This window comes from Streptomyces cinereoruber (genome assembly GCF_009299385.1).
Classification (GTDB): Bacteria; Actinomycetota; Actinomycetes; order Streptomycetales; family Streptomycetaceae; genus Streptomyces; species Streptomyces bikiniensis.
Genome location: NZ_CP023693.1, coordinates 3,426,902 through 3,447,916 on the forward strand (window position 1 = coordinate 3,426,902; position 21,015 = coordinate 3,447,916).

Consider the following 21,015-nt stretch of genomic DNA (forward strand, 5'->3'; position numbering starts at 1 on the left):
TCAGATCCCCACCGTGTAACCGTCGGACCAGCCCTGCATCGTGGCGACCATGCTGTCCCACGCCCCCGTGAGGAGCAGGACCCCGGTGACGATCATCATGCCGCCGCCGATCCGCATGACCCAGACGTAGTGCCTCTTGACCCAGTCGAACGCGCCGAGCGCCTTGCGGAAGGCGATGGCGGCGAGTACGAACGGTACGCCGAGGCCGAGGCAGTACGCGAAGGCGAGTATCGCGCCGCGTCCGGCGCTGGCCTGCTCCAGGGCGAGCGCGTTGACGGAGGCGAGGGTCGGGCCGATGCACGGGGTCCAGCCGATGCCGAAGAGCGCGCCGAGGACCGGGGCGCCGATCAGTCCGGCGGCGGGCTTCCTGTGGAAGCGGAACTCGCGCTGGGTGAGCCAGGGCATCAGGCCGAGGAAGAAGACGCCCATGAGGACCATGAGCACGCCGAGGACCGTGGTGAGCGTGGAGCGGTACTCCTGGAGCGTGGAGCCGAAGTAGCCGAAGAGGGCGCCGCCGGAGACGAACACGGCGGTGAAGCCGAGGACGAAGAGGACGGCGCCGGCGGTCATCCGGCCGCGGCGGCTCTCGGCGAGGTCGGTGCCGGTGACGCCGGTCACGTAGCTGAGGTAGCCGGGGACGAGCGGCAGGACGCACGGCGAGAAGAAGGAGACGAGCCCGCCGAGGACCGCGAGGGGCAGGGCGAGCAGCAGGGCTCCGCTGGTGACCGTCTCGTTCACCGGCTCACTTCTCCTCGAGCAGCGGGTCGATCATCGAGCGGAGCTTCTTCTCGTCGAGGGCCAGGAGCGCGCGGGCGGCGATCTTCCCCTCCTTGTCGAGGACGACGGTGGAGGGGATGCCCTGGAGGCTGAGGGTGCCCTTGGGGAAGCCGAAGAGGATCAGCTTGCCGGCGGGGTCGTAGAGGCTCGGGTAGGGGACCTTGTAGTCCTCTTCGAAGGTGAGCGCCTGCTGCTTGTTGGCGTCGCGGGTGTTGAGGCCGACGAACTCGACGCCCTTGCCCTTGAGGTCGGCGGCGACCTTCGCGAAGTGGGGTGCCTCGGCGCGGCAGGGGCCGCACCAGGAGCCCCAGGCGTTGAGGACGACGACCTTGCCCTTGAGGTCGGCGACGTCGAGCCGCTCGCCTTCGAGGGTCTCGCCGGCGAGCTCGCCCGGGGTCGCGCGCTGGCCCTTGGGGGCGGTGGAGATGCCGCCCTTGTTGGTCACGAAGTTGGTGCCGCCACCGCCGGACGTGCCGCCGTCACCGTCGCTGCAGGCCGAGAGCGCGAGGGCGGCGGTCAGCACTCCGACGGCGAACAGGGTGCGTCGAGGGGCGCGGCTGAGGCTCATGTGAAAAGTTTCGCATGGGCGTTTGGGGGATCTTGGGCACCCCCCTACGTGCCCGTAAAGCACCTTGTCAAGGATGCCTAAGCGAGCGGGCCCACGGGAACGATCAAGCGGCCCCGGGACTCGGAGATGATCAGGCGGCCTTGAGGAAGGCGTTCCAGCCGCCGGCGGGCTTCTGTCCGACGCCCAGGCCGCGCAGCTTCGTGAGGATCTTCGGGTCCTGGACGTCGAGCCAGTCCACGAACTGCCGGAAGGAGACGAGCCGGACGTCCTTCTTCCCCGCCATCCCCTTGAGCGACTCCTCGACGGCGTCCATGTAGATGCCGCCGTTCCACTGCTCGAAGTGGTTGCCGACGAAGAAGGGCGCGCGATTCGTCTCGTACGCGCGCGTGAAGCCGGCGAGGTACGCCTCGGTCGCCTGCTTGCGCCAGCCCGGGTAGCGCGAGGGCATGCCCTTGGTGGTGTTCTTCGACTGGTTGGCCAGCATGTTGTAGTCCATGGAGAGGACTTCGAAGGAGTGCCCGGGGAAGGGCACGCCCTGGAGCGGGAGGTCCCAGATCCCCTGGCGCTTGACGGGCCAGGTCTGGAGGCCGCCGGGCGAGCTGGCGTCGTAGCGCCAGCCGAGCCGCTTGGCGGTGGGCAGCAGGTTGTCCTGGCCGAGGAGGCAGGGGGTGCGGCCGCCGACGAGCTCCTTGGAGTAGTCGAAGGGCAGCGGGTCGATCTCGGTCCAGCCGCTGTTGGTCTTCCACTCGGTGACGAACTTCACGGCCTGGTCGATCTCGCTCTGCCACTGGGCCGGGGTCCAGTTGCCGACGGAGCCGGAGCCGCCGCAGAAGTGCCCGTTGAAGTGGGTGCCGATCTCGTGCCCGTCGAGCCAGGCCTGCCGGACGTACTTCAGGGTGTCCTTGATGTGGTCGTCGCTGAGGTAGCCGATGTCGGAGGCGCCGACGCGGTTGTTCGGCGGGCGGTAGAGGTTCTTCTTCGACTCGGGGAGGAGGTAGATCCCGGAGAGGAAGAAGGTCATCGCCGCGTCGTGGTTCCTGGCCAGTTCGAGGAAGCGGGGGAAGAGACCGTTGCCGACCTCGCCGGCGCCGTCCCAGGAGAAGACCACGAACTGGGGCGGGGTCTGGCCGGGTTCGAGGGGGACGGGGGCGTCGGGCTGGCGGGGCTGCTTGCCGGTGTCGGCGGTGGAGCCGTCGCCGATGAGCCGCACGGGCCGACCGGTCGGGGTGGCGGTGCCCGGGCCGCCCGTGGCGTCACCGCCCCTGCCGGGCTTCTCGGGTCCGGGGCGACCCGTCTTGTCCTGGTCCGAGGTGCTGCACGCGGCGAGGCCCATCGCCGCCGCCGCTCCGACGCCCGCCCCGAGGAGCCCCCTTCGAGTGATCCCGCTGATCTCGCGCATGTCGTCCCCATTCGCGCTGACGTATGAACTGAATGTCATCCAAACCGACAAACAGTGAGATGCGGGGAGGAACACGGGGGTTCCCGTTAAATAGAACAAAAATTTAAGGGCGTTCGGATGACATGAACATCATCCGAACGCCCTTCACCCCGGTCCGTCAAGGCCGGGGCCCGCCTTCGGGCCGGAGTTACGCCCCGAAGGCCTTCGACTTCCCCTTGACCGGCTTCGCGCCCGCGAGCAGGTGCGCCGGGACCAGGTCCCGGGCCGGCTCGCTGTACCCCACCGAGACGATCCTGTCGCCCCGGTACGTGAACGAGGTCAGCGACGCCAGCGTGCACTGCCGCCGCCGCGGGTCGTGCCACAGCCGCCGCTTCTCCACGAAGCTGCGGACGATCCAGATCGGCAGCTGGTGACTGACGCAGACCGCCTCGTGACCCCGCGCCGCGTCCTTCGCCGCGTCGAGCGCGCCCATCATCCGCACGACCTGCTCGACGTACGGCTCGCCCCAGGACGGCTGGAACGGGTTGGTCAGGTGCTTCCAGTTCGCCGGCCTGCGCAGCGCCCCGTCCCCGACGCCGAAGGTCTTGCCCTCGAAGACGTTCGCCGCCTCGATGAGACGCGGGTCACTGGCCAGGTCCAGGCCGTGGGACTTGGCGATCGGCTCCGCCGTCTCCTGCGCCCGCTCCAGCGGGGAGGCGACGACGTGGGTGACGTCCCGGTCGGCCAGGTGCTCCGCGACCCGGTCCGCCATCCGGCGCCCCAGCTCGGAGAGGTGGTAGCCGGCGCGGCGCCCGTAGAGGACGCCGTCGGGATTGTGCACCTCGCCGTGGCGCATCAGGTGGACGACGGTGATGTCGTCGTCGCCCACGGGCTTCTCGGCGTTCACGGCGTCGTCCACGCCCTTCACGGCGTCGTCCACGGCGTCCACGCTGTTCACGTCGCTCATGCCGTCGCCTCCGCGGCGGCGCGGGCGGCGGCCGGCAGGGCGGCGGCGATCCGCTCGACCGCCCGCTCGTCGTGCGCCGTCGACACGAACCAGGACTCGAACGCGGACGGCGGCAGATACACCCCGTCGGCCAGCATCGAGTGGAAGAAGGCGTTGAAGCGGAAGGCCTCCTGCTTCTTCGCGTCGTCGTAGTTCCGCACCTCGTCGGCGGTGAAGAACACCGAGAACATGTTGGAGGCGGTCTGCAGCCGGTGCGCCACGCCCTCCTTGGACAGCGCCTCCGTGACCAGGCCGCGGATCTCCTTCGAGACCGCGTCCACCGTCGCGTACGCCGCGTCGTCGAGCAGCCGCAGCTGCGCGAGCCCGGCGGCCGTCGCGACCGGGTTCCCGGAGAGCGTGCCCGCCTGGTAGACCGGGCCCGCCGGGGCCAGGTGCCCCATCACGTCGGCCCGGCCGCCGAAGGCCGCCGCCGGGAAGCCGCCGCCCATGACCTTGCCGAAGGTCAGCAGGTCCGGCTTCACGCCGTCGACGCCGTACCAGCCGGCCTTCGAGGTGCGGAACCCGGTCATCACCTCGTCCGAGACGTACAGCGCGCCGTTCTCCCGGCACAGGTCCGCCAGGCCCTGGTTGAAGCCCTCGGCCGGCGGGACGACGCCCATGTTGCCCGGCGAGGCCTCGGTGATCACGCAGGCGATCTCGCCCGGGTGCGCGGCGAACGCGGCCCGCACCGCCTCCAGGTCGTTGTACGGCAGCACGATCGTGTCGCCGGCCTGCGCGCCGGTCACGCCGGGCGTGTCCGGCAGCGCGAAGGTGGCGAGACCGGAGCCGGCCGCGGCGAGCAGCGCGTCCACGTGGCCGTGGTAGCAGCCCGCGAACTTGACGACCTTCGCGCGCCCGGTGAACCCGCGGGCGAGCCGGATCGCGGACATCGTCGCCTCGGTGCCCGAGGAGACCAGGCGCACCTGCTCGACCGGCTCCACGCGCGCGACGATCTCCTCCCCGAGCGCCACCTCGCCCTCACCGGGGGTGCCGAACGAGGTGCCGCGCGCCACCGCGGCCTGCACGGCGGCGGTGACCTCCGGGTGCGCGTGGCCGAGGATCATCGGTCCCCACGAGCAGACCAGGTCGACGTACTCCCGCCCGTCCGCGTCGGTGAGGTACGGACCGGAACCGGACACCATGAACCGGGGCGTTCCGCCCACGGCCCGGAAGGCACGCACCGGTGAATTCACGCCGCCGGGCGTCACGAGGGAAGCGCGGTCGAAAAGCGTCTGTGAGACTGGGGCTTCGTATGAATACGGCACTGTGATCCTGACCTGCGAGAACGACGTGGGTGACGACATCGGGGACGGAGGGACGGCGTGGGCCTCCTGTGCGTTACGCCGGGGCGTAGACCCTCCGCGTCTGCGAAACTGGGGCGTCATAGGGATGGCTCACGGAATCCATGGTGTCAGAGGCCACGGCGTTCTCGCGGACGGGTGTTTCACCGTACGAGCGCGGGGGAGGTCACTGTCACGATGATCGGGTTGCGCGGCGGGGTCGTGTTGCCGAGAAGAAGCAGTCGGGTGGAGATATGCATCGCGGTGGCGGACCGGGCGAGGGGACGGACGACCTGGGTCCGGAGTCTGCCCGGCGGGGAAGGCACCGGCGCCGGCGGACCGACGACCCGATCCCGGACGCTCCGGGAAGACAGGGCCCTCCGGACGCCCGGGACGAGCGGGACGCCGGGGGCGGGAGGGGCCGGTTGGGGGTGACGTACAAGTACTTCGGCGCGCCCGACGGCGCCACGGCGGCCCGCGTGCCGATCTCGATGCGTCCCGAGGAGCTCGGCGGCGACGAGCTCGGCATGGGCGGCATGTTCACCAAGATCAAGCCGGAGACCATAGCGGCCATGGTCCTCACCGGCATCCAGGGCATGCCCCTGCACAAGGTGCCCCCGCTGGAGCTGGTGGTCCTGCACCCCGACTACGCGGTGGTGAAGCTGCCGATGACCGTCGTCGACCCGCTGCGCGGGATAGGCGAGGAGTCGGTCGGCGCCGCCGCCTTCATCTGGTCCACGGTCCCGGACCGCGGCGGCCCGCGCGACGCCTTCGACGTCTACCAGCTGCTCCACGAATGGCAGGACTTCTCGGTCCGCCTGCACGAGGCGGGACACCAGCCGTACTGCCTGGTGTGGCCGTAAGACTTGCCGGTGTGACCGCGAGACTTCCCGGTGCGGCCGTGAGACTTCCCGATGTGGCCGCGAGGACGCGGTGACCCGCTGACGCGGTGACGCGGTGACGCGCCGGCACGACGGGGCCTCCGGCCGGGGCCCCGACCCACGCGCCCCCTTCTCCCCGCTCTCCTTCCGGCTTCCTCCCGCCCTTCTCCGGGGCGGACGGCCTACGAGCAGGCGTTTCTCCGCACTTCCGGCTTCCATAAGTGCTGAAATTAGGACGAATGCTATGGAATGCCCGAAAGTCGTACGCCCTGGGAAGGACTGACGCGTGAGCGGAGTACGAACGGCCGGCCGGCCCATGCAGATCGGCGAGGTCGCCGCACGGACCGAACTGCCCCTGCGCACCATCCGGCAGTACGAGGACAGCGGCCTGGTCGTCCCGTCGGCCGCCTCCCCCGGCGGCTTCCCCCTCTACACCGACGAGGACGTGTCCCGGCTCATGGTGGTCCGCCGGATGAAGCCGCTCGGCTTCACCCTGGACGAGACCCGCGAACTCCTCACGGCCGTGGACCGGCTGGCCGCCGACCGCCCGGGCACGGACACGGAGCTCGACCCGGACGAGCGGGCCGCGCTCGTGTCCCGCGTCCGCCGCTACGAGCAGGCCGCCGCCGAGCGCGTCGCCGAACTGCGGGCGCAGCTCGCCCGCGCGGAGGAGTTCGCCGACTCCCTCCGCGCCCGCCTCACGGCGACCCCGGCCTGAACCCGGCCCTCCCCGTCAGGGCGCCAGCGCCTCCGCGAGATCGCGGAAGAAGCGGGCGTACGCGGCGGGGCTGGGCGGGGTCTCCGGGTTCCAGGGAGCCAGCCGGACCCCGCCCGGGAGGGCGTACGGGGGCGTGGCGTGCTCCCGGTTGTCGAAGAGGACCAGGTCGGGGCGGAGCGCGGCGGCCCGGACCCAGTCGGCGGTGAGCCAGTTGGCGCCGGGCCCGGGGCCCGGGTCGAGCAGCCGGACGCCGAGCCCGGCGAGCCACGCCAGCTCGGGCCAGGCGTGCGGACGCGCCAGGTGCACCTGCTCGGGCCCGGCCCCGGAGAGCGCGAGCACCCCGAGGCCGCTCCGGGCCGCCGCCTCCCGCAGCGCGGCCTCGGCGGCCTCGAACTCCGCGAGGGCGGCGCCCTGACCGGGCCCGGTCGCCGGACTCGCGGTCACGGGGGTCACGATCTCGGGCCCGACGGCGTCCGAACCGACGACCACGGGAACGGGGGCCGCCGGGTCCGCCGCCCCCGGCTCCGTAGCCTCCGCCCCCACGCCCTCCGGCCCCGCCCCCTCCCGGCCGTCGATCCTCAGGCCGGCCGCCAGCGCCGCGAACCGGTCGAGGACGGCCGGCAGGTCGAGCTCGTTGCCGACCGAGAGGGCCACGAGCGGCACCCCGAGCCGCTCGACCAGCGCCGCGTCCAGCGCGTACGGGCTCTTCCCGTCGTACGTCACGTCCACCACGACGTCCGGCCGCAGCTCCCGCAGCACCGCCTCGTCCAGGGCCCGCCCCGGCCCGAGGTACGGCACCCCGACCGCCTCCAGGACCCCCGCCTTCGCCGGGTCGTACGCGTCGCCGTCGTGCCCGGAGCCGTACACCGCGACCGGTATCACCCCCAGGTCGTACAGGGCGGCCCCGGCCCGTACGTACGCGACCACCCGCCTCGGCACCCGGGCCGCCCCCAGCTGCGTACCCCTGTCGTCCGTGAATCCCCATGCCTGCGTTCCGGACATGCGGCTGCTCCCTCCCCGGCCGGAATCTCCCTGTTCCGCCACCTTGGAACGGTTGTCCGATCCGCACAAGAGGGCGTGCGCCCCCGTGCCCGCGCCCCGGCCCCGCCTCCCCCTGCCGAAAGGCCCCCGGGAGGTGTTGACTGAACACGTCGGAAGGAAGCAGAGGAAGCCGTAGCAACCGCCCCGCCGCCGCACGGGCGCGCCACCACCCGCCGGAGCGCACGCGTACGGACGGCCCTCACGCCCTGGAGTGCGCCATGCCCCTGCCCGGCCGGTTCTCCGACCCCCGTGCGCTCACGCTCGCCGGCCTGCTCGCCGTCTCGACGGCGACGTGCCTCGCCCTCGGCCTGCGCGCCCGCGCCCGCCGCGCCCGGGCGGGCGTCCCGCTGGAGCGCGTCTGGCACCCGCAGGAGTCGGTCCCGCTGACCCCCGCCGAGGAGCACGCCTTCGGCCAGGTCGCCGCCCGCCTCTCCCCCGGCCCCGTGCACCGCCCCCGCTGACCCGGGGCGGCCTACCGGGCGCGCGGGTCGCGACCCGTCACGGCGAGCAGCCGCTCGAAGGCGGTGGCGTCCCCGGGCACCTCGACGGCGTCCCCGAAGACACCGGCCTGCCGGGCCATCGGGGCCATCCGCTCCACCTCCCCGGCGAGGCCCGCCACCACGGCCGGGTCCGGCGCGAAGGCCCGCCCGGTGGCACGGGCCAGGTCCCAGGCGTGCACGGTCAGATCGAGCAGCACCATGGAGCCGACCGTCCGCGCGGGCAGCCCCATCGCCCCGGTCGTGCCCTCCTCGGCACCGGGCGCCGACCACGCCTCGACCAGCTTCCCGGCCTCCGCCGCGAACGACTCGCGCCAGCCGTCCCCGGCGACCCGGTCCGGGGTCTCGGAGAAGTCGGCCGTCCCCTTCGCGGCCAGGGCCTGGAAGTTCACGACGACGGAGAAGAGGTGGTTGAGCAGGGCGCGCACGTCGTACTCGGCACAGGGCGTGGGCGCGCCGAGCGACGCGTCGGCGACGCCGCCGACCACGGGAACGGCGTCGTCGGCGGCGGTACGGAGCAGGTCACCGATGCGGAGCTGGGCCTCGTTCGTCATGCTCCCGACGCTACGGAAGCCCGCCCTTCCCGTCTTGAAGAAACACGACAGGCGACGCCCCGGACAGGCCCTAGCATGCGGAACATGTCCGCCTCCGCCCCCCGCCGGGACACCCGGGGCATCGTCGACCCCGCCGGACTGCTCTCCCGCGTCCGCTTCCGCCGCCACCTCCCGGCCCCGGAACTGCGCGCCCACCTGGAGCACTACTGGCTGATCGACTGGGACCTCCCGGAGCCGTACACGAGCCACGTCGTCCCGCACCCCTCGGTGAACGTCGTCTTCCAGCGGTACGGCCCGCCGGCCACGGGGCACGCGTCGGCCGAGGTCGCCGGGATCGGGCTCGGCCTGTTCACCCACGAGCTGACCGGGACGGGCCGGGTCTGCGGGATCCAGTTCCGCCCCGGCGGCTTCCGGCCCTTCGCGCCCGCGCGGCCGGTGTCGACGTGGACGGGCCGCCGCGTCCCCCTGACCGACGCCTTCCCCGACGCCACGGACTCCCCCGCCGCCGTCCTCACCCCCGACGAGGACCACGCGCGCGTGGCGGCGCTCGACGCCTTCCTCCTCGCCCGCGGCCCCGCCCCCGACCCGGCCGCCGACCACGCAATGGAGCTGGTGGAACTGGCCCGTTCGGACCGCACGATCCGCCGGGCCGCCCAACTCGCCGCCGCCTCCGGCCTGTCGGCCCGCTCCCTCCAGCGCCTCTTCGCCGACCGCGTCGGAGTCGGCCCGAAGTGGGTGATCCTGCGCTACCGGATCCACGAGGCCCTGGAACGCGCCGAGGCCGCCGGAACGACCGGCACCCCGGACTGGGCCGCCCTCGCCGCCGAACTCGGCTACAGCGACCAGGCCCACCTCGTACGGGACTTCACGACGACGATCGGGGTGCCGCCGACCGCGTACGCCCGGGGCCCGTCGGTGCCGTGACCTACCGTGGGGAGATGGAGAACGCCGCCCCGCCCGTACGCCTGGAACCCTGGTCCGAGGAGGACGCCGGCCTGCTGCGCGCCCTCAACGCCCCGGAGCTCACCGCCCACCTCGGCGGCCCGGAGACCGGGGAACAGCTCGTACGACGCCACCGGCGGTACGTGGACCTGAGCGCCGCCGACCCCGGCGCGGGCAGGATGTTCCGGATCGTGCTGCTCCCCGAGGAGGCCCCGGTGGGCAGCATCGGCTTCTGGGCCCAGACCTGGGACGACGAGCCGGTGTACGAGACCGGCTGGGCCGTACTGCCGGGCTTCCAGGGCCGGGGCGTGGCGACGGCCGCCACGCGCGCGGTGATCGCGGAGGCCCGGGCGGCGGGCGCGAAGGGCCGGGCGGCAGGCGCGGGAAACGCGGCGGAGGGCCGCCGGCACCTGCACGCCTTCCCGTCCTCGGACAACACCGCCTCGAACGCGGTGTGCCGCAAGGCCGGCTTCCAGCCGCGCGGCGAACGGGACTTCGAGTACCCGCCCGGCCGCCTCATGCGCTGCAACGACTGGCGGCTCGACCTGGGACCGTCGGCTCAGGAGGCCTGATCCGGCCCGGCGAGCGGCCGGGTGAAGTGGAACGCCACGATGTCGAAGCGCTCCCGCAGGTAGAAGCGGTGGGCCCCGGTGCGGTGGGTGCCGGAGTCCAGGTTCAGCTCGTGGCAGCCCGCCGCACGGGCACGCCCCTCCAGGTGGGCGATCAGCGCGTGCCCGACACCGGCCGAACGGTCCGCCGCCGCCGTCACCAGGTCGTCCACGTACAGCTTGCGCAGGGAGCTGGTGTTGACGACGATCCGCCAGCCGGCCGCGCCGACGCAGCGCCCGTCGTCCGCGTAGGCGGCGCTGAACCGCAGCCCCTGCCCGTACCCGCCCTCGTACACCTCGCGGAACAGCTCCGGGGTGAGGTGCGGACGGAGCTCGGAGAGGACCGGCAGGAGGTCGCCCTCCAGACGCGGATCGCCCGGCTCGAGATCGATGATCTTCATGCCGGGACGGTACCGCAGGGACCACGGGGCGGAACGAAGGGGCGGGACCGGCCGGGCACCCCCGCCCACCAGCGCCGAAATACCTGGCGGCCCGCCCGCCCCGATGCGATCCTGACCCCGTGAACGGACCGGAGATCCAGATCAGTTTCGCCCCCGGCCTGCGGCTCTTCGTCTCGGCGGAGCGGCGCGGCGGCCCCACCCCCGTGACCACCGACGGCGCCTCCTCCCTCGGCCACGTCGTGGAATCGCTGGGCGTCCCCCTCACCGAGGCCGGACGGCTCCTGGTCGACGGACGGCCCGTCGAGGCCTCGTACGTCCCGGGCGCCGGCGAGACGGTCGAGGTCGAGGACGTCACCCGCCCCCAACAGGTCCCCGGCGCACCCCTCCGCTTCCTCCTCGACGTCCACCTCGGCACCCTCGCCCGCCGCCTGCGCCTGCTCGGCGTGGACGCCGCCTACGAGAGCGAGGACATCGGCGACCCCGCCCTGGCCGCGCTCTCCGCACGGGAACGGCGCGTCATGCTCTCCCGCGACCGCGGCCTGCTGCGCCGCCGCGAACTGTGGGCGGGCGCCTACGTCTACAGCGACCGCCCGGACGAACAGCTCCGCGACGTCCTCGCACGCTTCGCACCGCCCCTCGCCCCCTGGACCCGCTGCACGGCCTGCAACGGCGAACTGAGCGGCGCCGACAAGGACGCGGTGCGCGAACGCCTGGAGCAGGGCACGGAGAAGACGTACGACGTGTTCGCCCAGTGCGTCGCGTGCGAACGCGTCTACTGGCGCGGCGCCCACCACGCGCGCCTGGAGGCGATCGTCACGGACGCGGTGAGGGAGTTCGGCGGGGCGACGACCCGCTAGGCACCGGACCGGAAGACGCACGGGTCACCGGCGGCGGTCGTTCACCGGCGCCGGATCGACCGCCCCGCCCCCGCGCCCGCCGCCCCACCTATCCTGGCCGGGCTACACCGTCGATCACCTGCGCGAGGAGCACGCCATGACCGCCCCCGGTACCCCCATCGCCGTCGTCACCGGCGCGAGCAGCGGAATCGGCGCCGCCACGGCCCGGCAGCTGGCCGCCGCCGGCTACCGCGTGGTCCTCACCGCCCGCCGCAAGGACCGCATCGAAGCCCTCGCCGCCGAGATCAACGACGCCGGCCACCAGGCCACCGCCTACGCCCTCGACGTCACCGACCGCGCCGCCGTCGACGAGTTCGCCACCGCCTTCCGCACCCTCGCCGTCCTCGTCAACAACGCGGGCGGCGCGCTCGGCGCCGACCCCGTCGCCACCGGCGACCCCGACGACTGGCGCCGCATGTACGAGGTCAACGTCCTCGGCACCCTCCACATGACCCAGGCCCTGCTCCCCGCCCTCACCGCGAGCGGCGACGGCACGGTCGTCGTCCTCTCCTCCACCGCGGGCCACGGCACCTACGAGGGCGGCGCCGGCTACGTCGCCGCCAAGAACGGCGCCCGCGTCCTCGCCGAGACCCTGCGCCTGGAGATCGTCGGCACCCCCGTCCGCGTCATCGAGATCGCCCCCGGCATGGTCAGGACCGACGAGTTCGCCACGACCCGCTTCCGCGGCGACACCGACAAGGCCGCCAAGGTCTACGCCGGCGTCCCCGACCCCCTCACCGCCGACGACGTCGCCGAAACCATCACCTGGGCCTGCACCCGCCCCCCACACGTCAACATCGACCTCCTGGTCGTCCGCCCCCGCGCCCAGGCCTCCAACACCAAGGTCCACCGGGAGCTGTGACGACGCCCCGCGACCCGTACGACAGCGGCGGAGCGGCCCCCGGCACGATGGTGCCGGGGGGCCGCTCCGCCGTCCGTTCCGGACCTCAGCCCTTTACACAGATGAGCTGCTTCAGCTTCGCGACGACCTCCACCAGATCCCGCTGCTGGTCGATCACCTTCTCGATCGGCTTGTACGCGCCCGGGATCTCGTCCACGACGCCGGAGTCCTTGCGGCACTCCACGCCCCGCGTCTGCTCCTCCAGGTCCCGGGTCGTGAAGCGCCGCTTCGCCGCGCTCCGGCTCATCTTCCGGCCCGCGCCGTGCGAGGCCGAATTGAAGGACGCCACGTTCCCGAGGCCCTTCACGATGTACGAGCCCGTGCCCATCGAGCCCGGGATGATCCCGAACTCCCCGGAGCCGGCCCGGATCGCGCCCTTCCTCGTGACCAGCAGGTCCATGCCCTCGTACCGCTCCTCCGCCACGTAGTTGTGGTGGCAGGAGATCACCGGATCGAAGGTCACCCGGGCCTTGCGGAATTCCCGGCGGACGACCTCCTGGAAGAGCGCCATCATGATCGCGCGGTTGTACTTGGCGTACTCCTGCGCCCAGAAGAGGTCGTGCCGGTAGGCCGCCATCTGCGGGGTGTCCGCGACGAACACCGCCAGGTCGCGGTCGACCAGCCCCTGGTTGTGCGACAGCTTCTGCGCCACGCCGATGTGGTACTCGGCCAGCTCCTTGCCGATGTTCCGGGATCCGGAATGCAGCATGAGCCACACCGAATCGGACATATCAACGCAGAATTCTACAAAATGATTGCCTGATCCGAGCGTTCCCATCTGCTGCCCCGCCCGCTCCCGCCGGAACTTCACCGCATCCGCGATCCCGTCGAACCGCGACCAGAAGTCGTCCCACCCCGCCGTCGGGAACTGGTACAGCCGCTTCGGGTCCACCGCCTCGCGGTGGAGGCCGCGGCCGACCGGGATGGCCTGTTCGATCTTGGAGCGGAGGCGGGAGAGGTCGCCCGGCAGGTCGTTGGCCGTCAGGGAGGTCTTGACCGCCGACATGCCGCAGCCGATGTCCACCCCGACCGCCGCCGGACACACCGCGCCCCGCATCGCGATCACCGAGCCGACCGTCGCGCCCTTGCCGTAGTGCACGTCCGGCATCACGGCCAGGCCCTCGACCCACGGCAGCGTCGCCACGTTCTGGAGCTGCTGCATGGCGCCGCCCTCGACCGTGGAGGGGTCGGTCCACATCCGGATCGGTACTTTCGCCCCCGGCACCTCTACGTACGACATACTCCCTCGATTCCCCCGAAAAGACCGATAACGCAAAAACCGGAGCCAAAGCCCGTACAGGTGACAGGGGACCGGCATCAACGGCAGCGTGTGCGATAGACATTGTGTCCATCGGCCGGGTTCGCGCGGCAAACAGTTTTCGGGAAAGTCTTCGGGAGAAGGGAGCCTGGGACCGTGCAGCGAAAGAGGTACGCCCCCGGCCGCACCGGGTCCACGGCTCGTACCGCCCTCGGCCTCACGCTCGGCCTCGGCCTCGCCGCGGGCCTCGTCGGCTGCTCCTCCGGCACCCCCTCCGAGGACGTCGCCGTCGACGCCAAGGCCGGTCTCGCCGCCTCCGCGGCGCCCCCCGGCCGCTACCGCACCCTCTTCGAGCCCTGCGGCGCCGTCCCGAGGGCCGTCCTCCAGGAGCTGCTCCCCGGCGCCGCCGCCCTGCCCGACCCCGAGCGCGACCGGGCGTACCGGGGCACCGCCGCCGTCACGTACGACACCGACCGGCGCGTCGGCTGCTCGTGGCGGGCCGACACCCCGGAGGCCTCGCACCGCCTCTCGCTCGACATCGAGCGGGTGGTCTCGTACGACTCCGCCGTCAGCGACGACGACCGGGCGCAGGAGGTGTACGTCCGCAAGCAGCTCGCGGCGAACATTCCGCTGCCGCCCACCGCGCCGCCCGAGACGGGCGGCACGCCCACCACCGGCCCCCCCGGCAGCACGGCCGGTACGGGCGGCCCCTCGCAGCAGGCGGTCACCGGCGGCGCGACCCCCGTGAACGCGCCCGCATCCGCCCCGCCCGGTTCCACGGCTCCGACCGCGCCCACGCCCACCGGTTCGGCCTCCGGCGGGCCGACGCCGTCCGGTGCCCCTTCCCCCACCGGTCTGGAGCCCCGCGTCCTGGAGGGGCTGGGTGACGTGGCGTACCTCGACGACGTCCTCGGCCAGCCCAGGGCGAGCAGTCGTCAGCGGTCCGTGAGCGTGGTGTTCCGCACATCCAACGTGATCGTGACGGTGTCCTACCGGAAGGAGGCCGTCGGTCTCGCCGGGGCGCCGGACAGCGGGGAACTGCAGGAAAGGGCCCGGAAGGTGGCCCGGTTGCTCGCCGACCGCCTGGAGGAGTAGTCGTTCGGCGCCGCTCCGTGAGCGGGTGGCGACCACGTAACGTGTCGCCGTGGCCCATGGCCGTACCGCAGAACAGCCGGACCGTACGACAGCCGTACTGCACGACAGCCGGACCGTACGACAAGCGACTGAAGGAACCATGCAGCGATCAGCTCCGCGACTCACCCGCATACTCGCCTGCGCAGCCGTCCCGGTGATGCTCGTCGTCGCCGGCTGCTCCTCCGACTCCGGTGACTCGGGGAAGCCGAAGGCGCAGGAGAAGACGGGCGCGTCGGCGTCCGCGACCCCCTCGCCCTCGCAGACGACGAAGGCGGTCGAGCCGGCGAAGTTCGCGAAGCTGCCCCAGGTCTGCCAGTCGGTCTCGGCGAAGACGACCGAGGTCCTGGTGCCGAAGGCGAAGACCAAGAACGGGACGCCGGCCGTCTCCAGCGATCTGGCCAGCCGTGGCGGCTGTTCGTGGAACGGTCTGGACGACAAGGGCGTGAAGGGTTCGCAGTACCGCTGGCTGGACGTGTCGTTCTACCGGTACGAGTCGGACGCCACGCTCGGCAGCGGTCAGGAGCGGGCGGGGCAGAACCTCGCGAAGGAGGTCGCCAAGGTCGAGGGGACGGCGGGGGCGAAGAACCTCCGGACGTCGGTGGCCGCGGGGATCGGCGACGAGGCGAAGGCCGTGACGTACCAGGAGAACAAGACGGGCGTGAACTTCGTGTACACGTCGATCGTGGCGCGTACGGGCAACGTGCTGGTCCTGCTGTCGTACAACGGCGCGGGGTACTCGGGTGCGCCGACTCCGACGGAGAAGGCGATCACGGACGGTGCGGTCAAGGCGGCCAAGGAGGCCGTGGCGTCGGTCGCGGCGGCCAACAAGTAGGCACAAAACAGTACATTCATGCGAAGCCCGCCCCTCCCCCGGGGCGGGCTTCGTTCACATGTGCCACTCTGTGCGCGCGAGATGTCGAACGACGGGAGGGGTCGCGGGTGGCCGCGATGCAGCTGACACGCACACACCGGGTACTCATCGGCCTCGTCATCGCCGGTGCGCTGATCATCGCGGGGATCGGTTTCGCGGGTTCGTACGCCGCCGTGCGCGAGCTCGCGGTCCACAAGGGTTTCGGCACCTTCTCGTACTTCTTCCCGATCGGCATCGACGCGGGCATCTGTGTGCTGCTCGCGCTGGACCTGCTGCTGACGTGGCTGCGGATCCCGTTCCCGCTGCTGCGGCAGACGGCGTGGGTGCTCACGGCGGCGACGATCGCGTTCAACGGCGCGGCGGCCTGGCCGGATCCGCTGGGCGTGGGCATGCACGCGGTGATCCCGGTGCTGTTCGTGGTCGCGGTGGAGGCCGCGCGGCACGCGGTGGGCCGGATCGCGGACATCACGGCCGACAAGCACATGGAGGGCGTGCGGCTGACCCGGTGGCTGCTGTCGCCGATCCCGACGTTCCGGCTGTGGCGGCGGATGAAGCTGTGGGAGCTGCGTTCGTACGAGCAGGTCATCAAGCTGGAGCAGGAGCGGATGATCTACCAGGCCCGGCTGCAGGCCCGGTTCGGGCGGAACTGGCGGCGGAAGGCGCCGGTGGAGGCGCTGATGCCGCTGCGTCTGGCGCGGTACGGGGTGCCGCTGGCGGAGACGGCGGCGGCGGGTCTGGCGGCGGCGGGCATCGAGCCGGCGGTGCTGCCTCCGCAGCCGGGGCAGACGTACGAGCAGCTTCCGTCGTCCCAGTCGCCGCAGCCTGTCCAGTCGGCTCAGCCTGTCCAGTCGGCTCAGCCTGCTCAGTTGCCTCAGCAGTCCGAGTCGCCTCAGCCGGTCCAGTTGTCCCAGGCGCCTCAGTCGGCCCGGTCGCCGCAGCAGTCCGAGCTGCCGCAGCAGTTCCAGCATCCTCAGCAGTCGCAGCAGGCTCAGGCGTCGCAGGGGCCGCAGCAGCTTCCGCAGCAGGCCGGGCTTCCGCGGCCGGACGTCCCGGTCGTGCTGCCGGTGAACCACGACAGCCCGTGGTTCGACACGCCGGAGGTCTCCCCGAAGGCGTACACGGGTACGTACAACCTCCAGGGCGTCGAGGGGCCGGAGCCGGTGTACGGCCCGGTTCCGCAGGGGGCCGAGGGGTACGCCGAGCACCAGGAGCGGGTCGGGGAGTACGCCGACGGGGACGCCGGGGAGCAGGACCCGCGGGGCGGCCGGCTCCACAAGGTCGTCCACGACCTGGTGTGGGAGTACGCCCGCGAGCACGAGGCCGTCATGGATGCGGCGGAGGCCGCGGACCGGGTGGCCGCGGAGCACGGCGGTCAGGAGTACTACGACCCCGAGCACGCCCAGCAGTTGATCTTCGAGGTGCGGGCGGGCGTCCAGGAGGCGCTCGCCGCGCGCCACACCACCTGATCCGTACGGCATACGGCGATACGGGAAAGGGGCCGCCGCCCGGAGGTTTCCGGGCGGCGGCCCCTTTCCGTGTCTCCGTGTGCGTCAGGCGCCGAGGAGCTTCCTCACCCGGTCCGCGCCGACGGCGAGGAGGAGGGTGGGGAGGCGGGGGCCGGTCTCGCGGCTCACGAGGAGCTTGTAGAGCAGGGCGAAGAAGGCGCGCTGGGCGAGCTTGAGCTCGGGCGTGGGCTTGGCCTCGGGGTCGAGTCCGGCCATGACCTTCGGGACGCCGTAGACGAGGGTGGTGAGTCCGTCGAGCGACCAGTGGGTGTCGAGGCCGTCCAGGAGGAGGCGGAGGGACTCGCGGCCCTCGTCGTCCAGGGAGCCGAGGAGCTCGGTGTCGGGCTCGTCGCGGACGATGGTGCGCTGGTCAGCCGGGACCTGGTTGGTGATCCAGTTCTCGGCGCGGTCGAGGCGGGGCCGGACCTCGTCGAGGGAGGTGACGGGGTTGTCGGGGTCGAGTTCGGTGAGGATCCGCAGGGTCTGCTCGTCGTGTCCGGCGGTGATGTCCATGACCGAGGCCAGGGTCCGGTACGGGAGCGGGCGCGGGGTGCGGGGGAGTTCGCCGGCGGCGGTGCGGGCGGCGCGGGAGTGGGCGGCGGCGTCGGCGGGCAGGACGGTGCCGTCGGCGACCTTGGCCTCCAGCTTGTCCCACTCGTCGTAGAGGCGCTGGATCTCCTGGTCGAAGGCGATCTTGAAGGACTGGTTGGGCCTGCGGCGGGCGTAGAGCCAGCGCAGCAGGGGGGCTTCCATGATCTTCAGGGCGTCGGCGGGGGTGGGGACGCCGCCTCGGGAGGAGGACATCTTGGCCATGCCGCTGATGCCGACGAAGGCGTACATGGGGCCGATGGGCTGGACGCCGTCGAAGATCTCGCGGACGATCTGGCCGCCGACGACGAAAGAGGAGCCGGGCGAGGAGTGGTCGACGCCGGAGGGCTCGAAGACGACGCCCTCGTAGGCCCAGCGCATGGGCCAGTCGACCTTCCAGACGAGCTTGCCGCGGTTGAACTCGCTGAGCTTCACCGTCTCGGCGAAGCCGCAGGCGGTGCAGGTGTAGGCGAGTTCGGTGGTGTCGTCGTCGTAGGAGGTGACGGTGGTGAGGTCCTTCTCGCACCGGCCGCAGTAGGGCTTGTACGGGAAGTAGCCGGCGCCGCCGCCGGAGCCGTCGTCCTCGGCGGCCGCGCCGGAGCCCTCCTCGGCCTCCAGCTCGGCCGCGTCGAGGGGCTTCTGGGTCTGCTTCTTCGGGGCCTTCTTCGTCCGGTACTGGTCGAGGATGGCGTCGATGTCGGCGCGGTGGCGCACGGCGTGCAGGATCTGCTCGCGGTAGGTGCCGGCGGTGTACTGCTCGGTCTGGCTGATCGGGTCGTACTCGACGCCGAGCTCGGCCAGGGACTCGACCATGGCGGCCTTGAAGTGCTCGGCCCAGTTGGGGTGGGGCGAGCCGGCGGGGGCCGGGACGGAGGTCAGGGGCTTGCCGATGTGCTCGGCCCAGGTCTCGTCGACGCCCTCGACGCCGTTCGGGACCTTGCGGTAGCGGTCGTAGTCGTCCCAGGAGACGAGGTGGCGGACGGTGTGGCCGCGGCGGCGGATCTCGTCGGCGACCAGGTGCGGGGTCATGACCTCGCGGAGGTTGCCGAGGTGGATCGGGCCGGAGGGGGAGAGTCCGGAGGCGACGACGACCGGTTTGCCAGGCGCACGTCGCTCCGACTCGGCGATGACCTCGTCCGCGAAACGGGAGACCCAGTCGGTCTCGGTGCTGCTCTGAGCCACGGTCGGTACGTCCTTCTTTCCGTAAATCCCTCGGTGCCCTGCGTCGGGCCTCACGTCTGTCATTGTCCCAGACGGAACGACGGGCCACGGGGTTGTCCACAGGCGTGGATCGTCCACGGCTCCGGGTTCTCCGCGGGTCCCTGTTGTCCACAGGCGGGGAAAACACGTTGCTCTCCCATGGGACACTTGACAAGCGAAATAGACCACCGGACACCTCTCGACGGAAACGGAAGCTCATGGCCTCGGTCCCTTCCCTCGCTTCGACCGTGCAGCAGCGCCTCGCGGACGGACTCTCGGCAGCCCTGCCGGAGGCCGCGTCCGCCGACCCGCTGCTGCGACGTAGCGACCGGGCCGACTTCCAGGCGAACGGCATCCTGGCGCTCGCCAAGCGGCTCAAGGGCAATCCGCGTGAGCTGGCGACGAAGGTCGTCGAGGCGATTCCGGCGAACGACGTCCTGAAGGAGGTCGAGGTCTCGGGGCCCGGCTTCCTGAACATCACGGTGACCGACCGGGCGATCGTGGAGACCCTGGCGGCCCGTGCCGCCGACGCGCGGCTCGGCGTGCCGTTCAGCGAGTCGGCGGGCACGACGGTGATCGACTACGCGCAGCCGAACGTGGCGAAGGAGATGCACGTCGGCCACCTGCGGTCCGCGGTGATCGGCGCGGCGATGGTCGAGATCCTGGAGTTCACCGGGGAGACGGTGGTCCGGCGGCACCACATCGGCGACTGGGGCACCCAGTTCGGCATGCTCATCCAGTACCTGGTGGAGCACCCGCACGAGCTGGACCACTCCTCGGAGTCGGAGGTGTCGGGCGAGGAGGCCATGTCGAACCTGGACAGGCTCTACAAGACGTCGCGCGCCCTGTTCGACTCGGACGAGGGGTTCAAGACGCGGGCCCGCGCGCGGGTGGTGGACCTCCAGGCCGGTGACGAGGAGACCCTGGCGTTCTGGCAGCGGTTCGTGGACGAGTCGAAGATCTACTTCTACTCGGTCTTCGACAAGCTGGACATGGACATCCGGGACACCGACGTGGTCGGCGAGTCGGGTTACAACGACATGCTGGCGGAGACCTGCCGGCTCCTGGAGGAGAAGGGCGTCGCGGTCCGCTCCGAGGGCGCGCTGTGCGTCTTCTTCGACGACGTGAAGGGCCCGGACGGCAATCCGGTGCCGCTGATCGTGCAGAAGTCGGACGGCGGTTTCGGGTACGCGGCGACGGACCTGTCGGCGATCCGGGACCGGGTGGGGAGCCTGAAGGCGACGTCCCTGCTGTACGTGGTGGACGCGCGGCAGTCGCTGCACTTCAAGATGGTGTTCGAGACGGCCCGCCGGGCGGGCTGGCTGAACGACGAGGTGAAGGCGCACCAGCTGGCGTTCGGCACGGTCCTGGGCAAGGACGGCAAGCCGTTCAAGACCCGTGAGGGCGAGACGGTCCGGCTTGTGGACCTGCTGGACGAGGCCGTGGAGCGGGCGACGTCGGTCGTCCGGGAGAAGGCCGACGACTACCGCGAGAAGACCGGCAAGGAGCTGCTGACCGAGGCGGAGATCGTCGAGAACGGGCAGTACGTGGGCATCGGCGCGGTGAAGTACGCCGACCTGTCGACGTCGGCCGCGCGGGACTACAAGTTCGACCTGGACCAGATGGTGTCGCTGAACGGCGACACGTCGGTGTACATCCAGTACGCGTACGCGCGGATCAGGTCGATCTTCGGCCGGGCGGGCGACCGCACCCCGGTCGCCCACCCGGAGCTGGAGCTGGCCCCGGCGGAGCGTGCGCTCGGTCTGCACCTGGACGGGTTCGCGGAGACGGTGGCCGAGGCGGCCGCGGAGTACGCGCCGCACAAGCTGACCGCGTACCTGTACCAGCTGGCCTCGCTGTACACGACGTTCTACGACCAGTGTCCGGTGGTCAAGCCGGAGCCGGCGCGGGAGGTCGCGGAGAACCGGCTGTTCCTCTGCGACCTGACGGCCCGCACGCTCCACCAGGGCATGGCGCTCCTGGGCATCCGGACGCCCGAGCGGCTCTGATC

21 protein-coding genes are annotated in these 21,015 nt (G+C 71.9%); 11 read left to right on the forward strand and 10 right to left on the reverse strand.

Features of this window, described 5'->3' with window-relative positions:
* The 5 genes from CP977_RS15205 to hemL all read right to left on the reverse strand — a co-directional run bounded on the left by CP977_RS15205 (position 1) and on the right by hemL (position 5,033).
* Complete coding sequence (locus CP977_RS15205; RefSeq protein ID WP_062754540.1) at positions 1 to 738, reverse strand: cytochrome c biogenesis CcdA family protein; 738 nt, start codon at positions 736 to 738, stop codon at positions 1 to 3.
* Between the two features lie 4 nt (positions 739 to 742).
* Entirely contained in the window at positions 743 to 1,345 is a 603-nt protein-coding gene (locus CP977_RS15210; RefSeq protein WP_062754538.1) for a TlpA family protein disulfide reductase, read from the reverse strand.
* A 130-nt stretch (positions 1,346 to 1,475) separates the two neighbouring features.
* Positions 1,476 to 2,744 (reverse strand): polysaccharide deacetylase family protein, encoded by a 1,269-nt coding sequence (locus CP977_RS15215; RefSeq protein WP_062754536.1) that lies wholly within the window; start codon positions 2,742 to 2,744, stop codon positions 1,476 to 1,478.
* 187 nt (positions 2,745 to 2,931) lie between these two features.
* On the reverse strand, positions 2,932 to 3,579 hold the full coding sequence (locus CP977_RS15220; protein WP_062757028.1) for a histidine phosphatase family protein: 648 nt from the start codon (positions 3,577 to 3,579) through the stop codon (positions 2,932 to 2,934).
* A gap of 107 nt (positions 3,580 to 3,686) precedes the next feature.
* Complete coding sequence (hemL, locus tag CP977_RS15225) at positions 3,687 to 5,033, reverse strand: glutamate-1-semialdehyde 2,1-aminomutase (RefSeq protein WP_152370297.1); 1,347 nt, start codon at positions 5,031 to 5,033, stop codon at positions 3,687 to 3,689.
* Positions 5,034 to 5,263: 230 nt separating this feature from the next.
* On the opposite strand from hemL, the gene CP977_RS15235 reads away from it, so the two are divergent.
* Together CP977_RS15235 and CP977_RS15240 are read left to right on the forward strand one after the other, a co-directional pair.
* A complete protein-coding gene (locus tag CP977_RS15235; protein WP_079131155.1) occupies positions 5,264 to 5,872 on the forward strand; it encodes a hypothetical protein in 609 nt (202 codons plus the stop codon).
* A gap of 334 nt (positions 5,873 to 6,206) precedes the next feature.
* Positions 6,207 to 6,608, forward strand: coding sequence for a MerR family transcriptional regulator (locus CP977_RS15240; RefSeq protein ID WP_062754531.1), 402 nt, complete (start codon positions 6,207 to 6,209; stop codon positions 6,606 to 6,608).
* 15 nt (positions 6,609 to 6,623) lie between these two features.
* On the opposite strand, the gene CP977_RS15245 is transcribed toward CP977_RS15240, so the two are convergent.
* On the reverse strand, positions 6,624 to 7,610 hold the full coding sequence (locus CP977_RS15245; protein WP_208420698.1) for a substrate-binding domain-containing protein: 987 nt from the start codon (positions 7,608 to 7,610) through the stop codon (positions 6,624 to 6,626).
* 257 nt (positions 7,611 to 7,867) lie between these two features.
* On the opposite strand from CP977_RS15245, the gene CP977_RS15250 reads away from it, so the two are divergent.
* Positions 7,868 to 8,110 (forward strand): hypothetical protein, encoded by a 243-nt coding sequence (locus CP977_RS15250; RefSeq protein ID WP_062754527.1) that lies wholly within the window; start codon positions 7,868 to 7,870, stop codon positions 8,108 to 8,110.
* A gap of 11 nt (positions 8,111 to 8,121) precedes the next feature.
* Here the strand turns inward: CP977_RS15250 and CP977_RS15255 are convergent, their stop codons facing one another.
* Complete coding sequence (locus tag CP977_RS15255; protein WP_062754525.1) at positions 8,122 to 8,700, reverse strand: TIGR03086 family metal-binding protein; 579 nt, start codon at positions 8,698 to 8,700, stop codon at positions 8,122 to 8,124.
* Positions 8,701 to 8,784: 84 nt separating this feature from the next.
* Here CP977_RS15255 and CP977_RS15260 point away from each other — a divergent pair, with 84 nt between their 5' ends.
* Positions 8,785 to 9,624 (forward strand): helix-turn-helix domain-containing protein, encoded by an 840-nt coding sequence (locus tag CP977_RS15260; RefSeq protein ID WP_062757027.1) that lies wholly within the window; start codon positions 8,785 to 8,787, stop codon positions 9,622 to 9,624.
* A gap of 14 nt (positions 9,625 to 9,638) precedes the next feature.
* On the forward strand, positions 9,639 to 10,214 hold the full coding sequence (locus CP977_RS15265) for a GNAT family N-acetyltransferase (RefSeq protein ID WP_152370299.1): 576 nt from the start codon (positions 9,639 to 9,641) through the stop codon (positions 10,212 to 10,214).
* Here the strand turns inward: CP977_RS15265 and CP977_RS15270 are convergent.
* Positions 10,202 to 10,651 (reverse strand): GNAT family N-acetyltransferase, encoded by a 450-nt coding sequence (locus tag CP977_RS15270; RefSeq protein WP_062754520.1) that lies wholly within the window; start codon positions 10,649 to 10,651, stop codon positions 10,202 to 10,204. The two genes, CP977_RS15265 and CP977_RS15270, sit on opposite strands and share 13 nt — an antisense overlap.
* A 119-nt stretch (positions 10,652 to 10,770) precedes the next feature.
* Between CP977_RS15270 and CP977_RS15275 the strand changes: the two genes are divergently transcribed.
* Both CP977_RS15275 and CP977_RS15280 read left to right on the forward strand, forming a co-directional pair.
* The gene (locus CP977_RS15275; RefSeq protein ID WP_109187264.1) at positions 10,771 to 11,508 is read left to right on the forward strand and encodes a Mut7-C RNAse domain-containing protein; all 738 of its coding nucleotides are present in this window, start codon (positions 10,771 to 10,773) and stop codon (positions 11,506 to 11,508) included.
* A 136-nt stretch (positions 11,509 to 11,644) separates the two neighbouring features.
* Positions 11,645 to 12,409, forward strand: a complete 765-nt coding sequence (locus tag CP977_RS15280; RefSeq protein ID WP_062754516.1) for an SDR family NAD(P)-dependent oxidoreductase — start codon at positions 11,645 to 11,647, stop codon at positions 12,407 to 12,409.
* Positions 12,410 to 12,494: 85 nt separating this feature from the next.
* Here CP977_RS15280 and CP977_RS15285 read toward each other — a convergent pair whose 3' ends face one another.
* Complete coding sequence (locus CP977_RS15285) at positions 12,495 to 13,688, reverse strand: RtcB family protein (protein ID WP_152370300.1); 1,194 nt, start codon at positions 13,686 to 13,688, stop codon at positions 12,495 to 12,497.
* 174 nt (positions 13,689 to 13,862) lie between these two features.
* Between CP977_RS15285 and CP977_RS15290 the strand changes: the two genes are divergently transcribed.
* The 3 genes from CP977_RS15290 to CP977_RS15300 all read left to right on the forward strand — a co-directional run bounded on the left by CP977_RS15290 (position 13,863) and on the right by CP977_RS15300 (position 17,177).
* Positions 13,863 to 14,801: a hypothetical protein gene (locus CP977_RS15290; protein ID WP_062754512.1), complete on the forward strand. Its 939-nt coding sequence runs from the start codon at positions 13,863 to 13,865 to the stop codon at positions 14,799 to 14,801.
* Positions 14,802 to 14,940: 139 nt separating this feature from the next.
* The gene (locus CP977_RS15295) at positions 14,941 to 15,672 is read left to right on the forward strand and encodes a hypothetical protein (RefSeq protein WP_062754510.1); all 732 of its coding nucleotides are present in this window, start codon (positions 14,941 to 14,943) and stop codon (positions 15,670 to 15,672) included.
* Between the two features lie 107 nt (positions 15,673 to 15,779).
* The gene (locus tag CP977_RS15300) at positions 15,780 to 17,177 is read left to right on the forward strand and encodes a DUF2637 domain-containing protein (protein WP_152370301.1); all 1,398 of its coding nucleotides are present in this window, start codon (positions 15,780 to 15,782) and stop codon (positions 17,175 to 17,177) included.
* Between the two features lie 84 nt (positions 17,178 to 17,261).
* Here the strand turns inward: CP977_RS15300 and lysS are convergent, their stop codons facing one another.
* Positions 17,262 to 19,049, reverse strand: coding sequence for a lysine--tRNA ligase (gene lysS / locus CP977_RS15305; protein WP_208420696.1), 1,788 nt, complete (start codon positions 19,047 to 19,049; stop codon positions 17,262 to 17,264).
* A 173-nt stretch (positions 19,050 to 19,222) separates the two neighbouring features.
* Between lysS and argS the strand changes: the two genes are divergently transcribed.
* The gene (gene argS, locus CP977_RS15310; protein WP_152370302.1) at positions 19,223 to 21,013 is read left to right on the forward strand and encodes an arginine--tRNA ligase; all 1,791 of its coding nucleotides are present in this window, start codon (positions 19,223 to 19,225) and stop codon (positions 21,011 to 21,013) included.
* The last annotated feature ends 2 nt before the right edge of the window (positions 21,014 to 21,015 follow it).

What these genes read in the sequence shown, in the direction of transcription:
- CP977_RS15210 (WP_062754538.1), bottom strand. Translation starts at nt 1,345, where the DNA reads ATGAGCCTCAGCCGCGCCCCTCGACGCACCCTGTTCGCCGTCGGAGTG.
- CP977_RS15270 (WP_062754520.1), bottom strand. Translation starts at nt 10,651, where the DNA reads ATGAAGATCATCGATCTCGAGCCGGGCGATCCGCGTCTGGAGGGCGAC.
- CP977_RS15255 (WP_062754525.1), bottom strand. Translation starts at nt 8,700, where the DNA reads ATGACGAACGAGGCCCAGCTCCGCATCGGTGACCTGCTCCGTACCGCC.
- hemL (WP_152370297.1), bottom strand. Translation starts at nt 5,033, where the DNA reads ATGTCGTCACCCACGTCGTTCTCGCAGGTCAGGATCACAGTGCCGTAT.
- CP977_RS15240 (WP_062754531.1), top strand. Translation starts at nt 6,207, where the DNA reads ATGCAGATCGGCGAGGTCGCCGCACGGACCGAACTGCCCCTGCGCACC.
- CP977_RS15245 (WP_208420698.1), bottom strand. Translation starts at nt 7,610, where the DNA reads ATGTCCGGAACGCAGGCATGGGGATTCACGGACGACAGGGGTACGCAG.
- CP977_RS15260 (WP_062757027.1), top strand. Translation starts at nt 8,785, where the DNA reads ATGTCCGCCTCCGCCCCCCGCCGGGACACCCGGGGCATCGTCGACCCC.
- CP977_RS15250 (WP_062754527.1), top strand. Translation starts at nt 7,868, where the DNA reads ATGCCCCTGCCCGGCCGGTTCTCCGACCCCCGTGCGCTCACGCTCGCC.
- CP977_RS15220 (WP_062757028.1), bottom strand. Translation starts at nt 3,579, where the DNA reads ATGCGCCACGGCGAGGTGCACAATCCCGACGGCGTCCTCTACGGGCGC.
- CP977_RS15235 (WP_079131155.1), top strand. Translation starts at nt 5,264, where the DNA reads ATGCATCGCGGTGGCGGACCGGGCGAGGGGACGGACGACCTGGGTCCG.
- CP977_RS15295 (WP_062754510.1), top strand. Translation starts at nt 14,941, where the DNA reads ATGCAGCGATCAGCTCCGCGACTCACCCGCATACTCGCCTGCGCAGCC.
- CP977_RS15280 (WP_062754516.1), top strand. Translation starts at nt 11,645, where the DNA reads ATGACCGCCCCCGGTACCCCCATCGCCGTCGTCACCGGCGCGAGCAGC.
- CP977_RS15285 (WP_152370300.1), bottom strand. Translation starts at nt 13,688, where the DNA reads ATGTCGTACGTAGAGGTGCCGGGGGCGAAAGTACCGATCCGGATGTGG.
- CP977_RS15265 (WP_152370299.1), top strand. Translation starts at nt 9,639, where the DNA reads ATGGAGAACGCCGCCCCGCCCGTACGCCTGGAACCCTGGTCCGAGGAG.
- lysS (WP_208420696.1), bottom strand. Translation starts at nt 19,049, where the DNA reads ATGACAGACGTGAGGCCCGACGCAGGGCACCGAGGGATTTACGGAAAG.
- argS (WP_152370302.1), top strand. Translation starts at nt 19,223, where the DNA reads ATGGCCTCGGTCCCTTCCCTCGCTTCGACCGTGCAGCAGCGCCTCGCG.
- CP977_RS15215 (WP_062754536.1), bottom strand. Translation starts at nt 2,744, where the DNA reads ATGCGCGAGATCAGCGGGATCACTCGAAGGGGGCTCCTCGGGGCGGGC.